The organism is Shewanella sp. 11B5 (assembly GCF_002836795.1).
Classification (GTDB): Bacteria; Pseudomonadota; Gammaproteobacteria; order Enterobacterales; family Shewanellaceae; genus Shewanella; species Shewanella frigidimarina.
Map to the genome: position 1 here is coordinate 1 of NZ_PJAP01000395.1, position 7,530 is coordinate 7,530.

Here is a 7,530-nt window from a genome sequence, read left to right on the forward strand (position 1 = left end):
TGCTTATGATAGGTGGCTTGAGTCTTACTCACATCACCGTTAAAACGAGGATCTTGTGGGCGATCAAACGAATTAAGGTAAGCCGCTACATCCCAAGCTTGCTGAACCGTTAATTGCACGCTTTTGCCTAAAGGCATATTTTCATAAATAAAGTCAGCTGCAGTATTGACCCTATGCATGCCAGCGCCCCAATTATAGCTTTGAGCTCCCCATAATGGTGGCAATGCAGTAACACCAGCAATCACTTGTCCTTGACCATCTTCACCATGACACACTTGGCAATGTGTTTGATAAACTACCTGGCCGCGTTCTGGAGAATAGGCCAGTTCAGGTTGAGATGTTTTCGGATAGCCGCGCCCAGGAAGCTGGCTTAACGCTGCTATATCCAAATGTTTAGCAATAGCTGCTGGCATTGGGAAATCATCCCGTTTACCACCTTTAACCAACTCCACATCAGACAATTCAGGCACTGGGCCAGCAACCTTGTATTGGTCCATTAATCCGCTCATGCCTAACCAGTAAGAATAGGCCGATATTGCTACTAGCTCAGGAGAGTTTGCAGCCGGAGCTTTACCGTTCATCGAATAGGTAAAACAACCTTGTATGCGCTCTTGAAAAGAGTTTACTTTATCGTTTTTCTTGCGATAAGCAGGATAAGCAAAGTATGCCGCCCATAAAGGCGATGCATTGGCTTGTCGTCCTGAATTCATATGGCAGTTAACACAGTTGAGCTCATTGCCAACATACTTATCTCGCAGTTGTTGGGTGTTAACAAACAATTGATAACCTAAACGAACCTTGTCACCAAAATCCCCCTCAGGAATAGCAGTTAATGGTGCGGGTTGAAGATAAACAGCATCAGCTTTTTTCTCCAGCGCAGGTAATGCAGCTTGGCGATCGGGTAGTGTCGTCGAAGACTCAGACGATTTTACCGCAGTAGGCTTCGCCGGAACTTCGGTCATTAATTCATCGGCCTGTAAAGGCAAGCTAAACAGAGCGCCAATGGTCAATAGCGATAATAATTTCATAGCCATGTCCTTATTTTATATTGGCAAAAAACTGAGATAACCCATCGATTTCGGCAGCCGTTAATTTCAGCGCAATATTGCCCATCATGTTATCAGCATCGCCTGTGCGAGAGCCCTCTTGCCAGGCTAACAATTGAGTTTTAAGGTAACTGGCTTGTTGCCCCGCTAAACGAGGAAACTGCCCGCCCCCCACGGCAGACGGACCATGACAACTTACACACGCTGGAATAGTACGTGACCAATCACCTTGAAAGGCTAATGCTTCGAAAGGATCGCTAATACCAACCTTGTCACCGCGAAATTGGAGCGGAATGTCTGCAACAGGTTGCTGACTAAAATATTGCGCCACCACAGCAATATTGTCACCTTGCACCGTAGCAGCCATTGCCAACATGGTTGGGTTTTGACGTTTACCTGCATGAAATAACGCAAGTTGATTGCTGATGTAGTCGGCAGATAAGCCTGCTAAACGAGGGCCAATAATATCGATACCTTGACCTTGTGCACCGTGGCAAGAAGTACACAGCTGAGCCGCAGCTGGAACCGGCAGTTGTGGGGAAGTTGTTTCTGCAGCTTCTGCTGTCATAACAGTTAACATCGTTATGCCAGCCAATGCAGCGAGCTTGTAAAAGGATGTTTTCATCATCACACCTCTTTAGTCATTCGTGATTGGTTATTGTCATACCACCATAGGCTAAATATATTTAAAAATGAATACGGCAAACGTCGAATATTTAAACAAAAATCCCGTTAATGAAACCATTAACGGGATTTTTTTTGCGTAAACTTTACATTGTGCTACTTCGGACGCACGCCTAATGTATGGCAAATGGCATACGTTAATTCTGCACGATTAAGAGTATAAAAATGGAAATCTTTAACACCTTCACGAGACAATACTTTCACCATATCAATAGCAACGTTGGCACCCACCAACTGACGTGTTGCAGGGTCGTCATCTAAACCTTCAAATTGACGATGTAACCAATGTGGAATAGCGACATTGGTCATGCCAGCAAAACGCTTAGTCTGTTTAAAGTTAGTCACAGGTAATATCCCTGGAATAATCTCAACATCTATACCAGCTGTAACACAGCGGTCGCGAAAACGTAAGTAAGATTCAACATCAAAGAAAAACTGAGTAATGGCGCGGTTAGCACCCGCATCAATCTTTTTCTTTAAGTTTATTAAATCGGCCTGCGCATTACGCGCATCTGGATGCACTTCAGGATACGCCGCTACCGAAATATCAAAGTCGGCCACTGAGCGCAGTAAACGCACTAAATCATTGGCAAAGCGAGTTGGTTTTGGGCTACCGTCAGGTAAATCACCGCGTAATGCCACGATGTCTCTAATACCAGAATTCCAATAATGCTTTGCCAGTTCAACTAATTCTTCATCACTAGCATCAACTAAGGTTAAATGCGGCGCAGCGAGTAGATTGGTTTCTTTCTGGATACGTTCAATCACGCTATGAGTACGGTCACGTACACCAGAATTGGCACCGTATGTTACTGATACAAATTTAGGGTTCAATGGTTCTAAACGACGAATAGAATTCCACAAAATCTCTTCCATTGCTGGCGTTGAAGGCGGGAAAAACTCAAAAGACACATTAATATCATTCAGCTCAGACAAGCTCTGATTTAACGACTGGGCATGTTGTGCATGATGAAAAGCCATAATGTATTCCTTCAACTTCTGTAACACTTAGGAGTCTATACCAATCAACTAAAATGATTAATTCAACTTAAACCATTTAGCCGTTTGGACGTCTATATGTCCATATACTAGTTTAACTACATCTTAAGTCAAGCTAAAAAACTATCAATAAGCAATTTGTAGTAATCACATTAACGCTAGGCCTAAATAGTAGGTTATAGAAAACAGCTTAAATCAGCTTTTTGTTCAACTGCCTGTAGGCTTTTTGTTCATCAGCCTACAGACAATATCATTTGATAATGTTCAAATTGTTTTGATCAAAAGTGTCAGCACGCAGGCGATAAACATGATGATGAGGAATGAGTGCAAATACGGGAGGTGATATGCAGTAAACGTAATGACCCCTCCCCCCCACTTAACAAGTTGCATAATGTTTGGTTTTATTAGCAGTTGCTTTTATTTGCGAACTGGATCGACTTTTATAAAACCTAAATACATAATTTCTGTTTATTGTGCTAAATTTAAAATTCACCGTTCTAAATTTCATCTATCGAGAGGCGACTATGGCGCATCGTTGGCAAATTGCAATTTCTGCTGGTTTATTGGCTGCTGTTTGGGCTGGTCTTGCTGATGTATTTCATCTCGTGACATGGGTAGGCTTTCTCGGCTGCAGTACCTTTTTCGCTCAAACAGAAACTGGTGCTAAAGGCATGATGATGGCGATGATGACCAATCTTTCCGGTGTATTCTGGGGCTGGTTAATTATTGCAGGCAGCAGTGTTCTAGGTTCGCCAATGATCAGCTATGCATTAACAGGCATTGTCACCGCATTTATGTGCTTACAAGCCAGTAATAAAAACTTCGCCTTTATTCCCGGCACCTTTATCGGTTGTTGCATCACTTTTGCCTTAAATGCTGATCTAGCCGCTATCATTCCACCACTTATTATCGGCGCCGTACTCGGTTACAGCATGAGCCTACTCACTGGTCTATTAATAACGTTAACGGATAAAACCACTGAATCATTAAAAGATGACGCGGTAGAAGAAGCCTAAACACAGGCGACTTAGATTGTGTCGCCTTAAGAGTATTCGTTACCTGCGAGCAAATGGCTAAGCAAATGTTCAAATGGTATCTACCAATAATGAATGACAATGTAGTTTAAAGACGCATTAATACCATTTGACTCAGGTGAGCTCTAATTTAAAACTAAAACGAGGCATAAGGTAGTCAAGTTTACGTTTTTGTTGAGCGATTCTTATTTCTACACTTCCTCAAGAAATCTCGTGCAGCTTTCCTATCGAATCCATATCTCGGTATGCCAGAGAAAACCATTCCTGCGCCCATCTGAGGAACAGGATCGCCTATGGCTAACCCCACTGCACAATTAGTCGTACTAATGCCGCTAAAGAAACTTGAATTATTTGAACAAAATAGATAATCCGTACCTATAAGAAGTTCGATTCCGTTGAATAGTATCCTTCCTTTTGTCATGATAATTGTATGTGGTGGCTCAAAAACTAGTTGAAGTAATATTTTCTTATGACCTTCTCGAATTGTTAGTTTTTGACCTACCCATTCTATATCCCATTGCTCTGTTCGATAGATTAATTCATTGTCTTCAATTTGTAATATAGGTACATTAAATTCGTTAAATGCAATGAATTGTAATAATAACTTACCTTCCTCCACACGAAAACCAACTACCGCTAGACCATCTATGACCAACGGAGCAAAAAAAGCGGTTTCAGGGAGATCCTTAAACTGGAAAATACTATTCGCCAAAACTAATTGAACGCTCTTACCGGAGTAATGCAATAAATGATTTTTTGACACACCAGATCTTAAATTAAACGGATTGTTATTTGCTTCAATAACATTTTCTTTTGGCAATAATCCATTCGTCTTTTCTCCATGATGCTGTCTACACAATAATGTAATCTCACTCGCAACATGTCTTTTTACTTCGGCCCATTCAAGCATATGCTCATATTCGTATAACGGCATCCCACATATTACGCAGCCAAAGCCACAACGTTGTCGCACTTCTCTTTTTATTTTTTGGGATATTGGAGGCCTTTGTTCTTTGGTCATAACTCCCCTCACTTAACGTTTTTGTATTTCTCATTGGCTATTGGCCAGACATAGGATGTTATAACAGTTTATTCTTTATGATAGTTGTTCCTGTATAGCACGTCGGTTAATCATTTGTTCTAATTATAACTTTCAGGCTCAATAACATTGAGGCCGTTGAAGAAAATAGCGTGAATCCAGACATGGATGTCTGGTTAGCTTTCGAGGGGAAGGGACGCCCCATCGGAAGCGTTAGCATTTTCACTCTTTATTAATAAAGTGGGCCGAGGCTGGATTAAAACGAAGTTAAAAGCTGAATCAATTTCCGTCGCGACCTTTTCGCTTCTCAGAAAATGTTGCCGGAACGCTGAGGGTTTGCAAAGGGGTACAAGCGCTTTACCCCTTTGCTCTGGTGTGGGCGAAGCGCCACGACGTTAGTGGCCGCAGGTCATAAAGCAATAAGGCCATAAGGACATAAGGACATAAAACGAAATCCCAGCACAAAAACATTCCCGAGATGACATAAAAAAGACCATTGATAATGGTCTTTTTCAACAAAACTACTCTTGTAACAGGTCTTTGCAAATATGCACTAAATCCGACTGCACAGCCGCAGCAGTGACCTCTCGCCCTGCCCCTGGGCCGCGAATAATCAAAGGATTACCTTGATAAAAAGCACTGCGAATAACAAACACATTATCCCCTGGGGTTAAATTCGCATAAGGATGATTATTATCAACCCACTGTAAACCCACTTCAGCCTGTAACTTACCTTCGACTTTATCCAGCGAAGCCACATAACGTAGCACCTTGTTCTGTTCAGCTGCAGCGACATACTGCTGCAACAAATCGTCATCAAGCTCACTAATGCGCGCTAAAAAGTCTTCAAGTGATAACTCAGCTAAGGCTTGAGGCACTAGCGAGTTGAGACTAATATCTTCTAGCTCTACCGCTAAGCCAATCTCACGAGCCAAGATTAACAACTTACGTTGCATATCGCGGCCAGATAAGTCATCGCGAGGATCCGGTTCAGTAATGCCTAAACTGCGAGCATGAAGTACTAATTCTGAGAACGGCTTGCTGCCATCATAATTTTCGAATAACCAACATAACGTGCCCGAAAAAATCCCACCCACGGCTTCAATAGTGTCACCACTATTACGTAAGTCATTTAACGCATGTTGAATAGGCAAACCTGCGCCACAGCTGGCGTTATAACGCCAAAATAAGCGGCGATTACTCAGCTGCTGCTTTAATTCACGATAAAATGGCAATGGCCCTGAACCGGCTAATTTATTGGCACTCACCACATGAATACCACGGGCAAATAGCTCTGGATATTGCAAGGTTAAGGCGGCACTAGCACTAATATCTAAGGCGACAATTTCATCGCATGATAACTGCGCTAATTGATCAAACAGTTGATCATAATCCCATTCAATACCTTGCTGTTGATAATCTTGCTGCCATTGTTCAAGGTTAATTGCGTCGTTAGAAATTAATGCTTTTTTAGAACCGACTAAACCAACGAGCTCAACAGAGGCTTCAAGTTCATGATCTAATGCTGGACTGGCGCGTTTAAACAAATCAATCCACGCCTCACCAATGTTACCCACTCCCAGCAATAACACTCCAATACGCATTCTTGGCCCAGCACAACGACGATGTACTTTTTGGGTCAATAAACTCACTTGAGCTTGCGGCACTAAGGTGACCAAACTTAATGCATCTTGATAAATAGGTTTGGCATCACGACTGAGTAGTCGGGCAAAACTGCGTCTAAAGTGATGAGCATCGGCACTGACTAATGCCACTAGGCCTAAGTCAGTTTGGGCACTCAACTCTTCAATCAAAAATTCGCTGCTGTATTGAGTGAGCAAAGCTTGCACTTGTTTTTGGCTTTCAAGCGTTAACGCCAACTCAAACTTATGTTGTGCTAGCGACCAATAAGCTAACGGCGTGATACCAGCTTTATCCAAAATGGCCAGTAACGGTTCAATATCTGCGTTCATTTTAAAACTAAACAACACCACTTCATTTAAGTTAGTGACCACAGGCGCACTCGCTGATGAACTCAGTGGAGCGATTAAAGTAAAGTCAGTGTGTGAAGCATAACTTGAGCGTACCGCTAAACTCACTTCAGTATTAAACAGTGGCTGTAAGGTACGAGAATGCAATACAGGAGAGCCCAGGCGCGCTAAACGGTCAGCTTCGGCTAAGGACATACTCTTGAGTAATTTCGCATCATTAATTTTGTTAGGGTCGGCATTAAACACCCCTTCAACATCGGTCCAAATGGTTACACGATCAATGTCAGCTAAGCTGGCAATCAAAGTGGCACTAAAATCAGAACCATTGCGACCCAGTAATAAGGTATCGCCGTGGCGATTTGCGCATATAAAACCGGTGATCACTAAACGCTCTTGCGGGTGCAAGGCTAATAAGGCTTGTACCTTGTCACGAGACTCAGCGACTAAAATATTGGGTACGGCGCCTTCATCGGCAACCAAAATAGAGCACGCATCGACATGAGTCGCAGCTACGCCCATTTCTCGTAACAAAGCGGCCATTAAGCGCGCCGACCAACGTTCACCAAAACTCACCACTTGGTTTAATTGGTAATCGTTACGTTGCTCTAAAGATAATAAGCTGACTAACTGAGATTTGTCGGTAGATAAACGTTCGCGTAAATCACGCGCTTGCTCGTTTGACAATAATTGTTCAATTAACGTTTGCTGGTAGCTGATCAGAATTTGCAGCTCTTCTT

6 protein-coding genes are annotated in these 7,530 nt (G+C 42.6%); 1 reads left to right on the forward strand and 5 read right to left on the reverse strand.

What is annotated here, in order from left to right:
* The 3 genes from CXF78_RS09210 to metF all read right to left on the reverse strand — a co-directional run.
* Positions 1 to 1,028: c-type cytochrome (locus tag CXF78_RS09210; protein ID WP_102036597.1), on the reverse strand; the 1,028-nt coding region annotated here is incomplete at its 3' end.
* 10 nt (positions 1,029 to 1,038) lie between these two features.
* Positions 1,039 to 1,626: a c-type cytochrome gene (locus CXF78_RS09215; RefSeq protein ID WP_257984877.1), complete on the reverse strand. Its 588-nt coding sequence runs from the start codon at positions 1,624 to 1,626 to the stop codon at positions 1,039 to 1,041.
* Between the two features lie 200 nt (positions 1,627 to 1,826).
* On the reverse strand, positions 1,827 to 2,711 hold the full coding sequence (gene metF, locus CXF78_RS09220; RefSeq protein WP_011638965.1) for a methylenetetrahydrofolate reductase: 885 nt from the start codon (positions 2,709 to 2,711) through the stop codon (positions 1,827 to 1,829).
* A gap of 542 nt (positions 2,712 to 3,253) precedes the next feature.
* Between metF and CXF78_RS09225 the strand changes: the two genes are divergently transcribed.
* Positions 3,254 to 3,745, forward strand: coding sequence for a DUF1097 domain-containing protein (locus tag CXF78_RS09225; protein WP_102036598.1), 492 nt, complete (start codon positions 3,254 to 3,256; stop codon positions 3,743 to 3,745).
* Positions 3,746 to 3,926: 181 nt separating this feature from the next.
* On the opposite strand, the gene CXF78_RS09230 is transcribed toward CXF78_RS09225, so the two are convergent.
* Both CXF78_RS09230 and CXF78_RS09235 read right to left on the reverse strand, forming a co-directional pair.
* Positions 3,927 to 4,784, reverse strand: coding sequence for an HNH endonuclease signature motif containing protein (locus CXF78_RS09230; protein ID WP_102036599.1), 858 nt, complete (start codon positions 4,782 to 4,784; stop codon positions 3,927 to 3,929).
* Positions 4,785 to 5,323: 539 nt separating this feature from the next.
* A partial coding sequence (locus CXF78_RS09235; protein WP_102036600.1) for a bifunctional aspartate kinase/homoserine dehydrogenase II occupies positions 5,324 to 7,530 on the reverse strand: 2,207 nt, incomplete at its 5' end.

What these genes read in the sequence shown, in the direction of transcription:
- CXF78_RS09215 (WP_257984877.1), bottom strand. Translation starts at nt 1,626, where the DNA reads ATGTTAACTGTTATGACAGCAGAAGCTGCAGAAACAACTTCCCCACAA.
- metF (WP_011638965.1), bottom strand. Translation starts at nt 2,711, where the DNA reads ATGGCTTTTCATCATGCACAACATGCCCAGTCGTTAAATCAGAGCTTG.
- CXF78_RS09225 (WP_102036598.1), top strand. Translation starts at nt 3,254, where the DNA reads ATGGCGCATCGTTGGCAAATTGCAATTTCTGCTGGTTTATTGGCTGCT.
- CXF78_RS09230 (WP_102036599.1), bottom strand. Translation starts at nt 4,784, where the DNA reads ATGACCAAAGAACAAAGGCCTCCAATATCCCAAAAAATAAAAAGAGAA.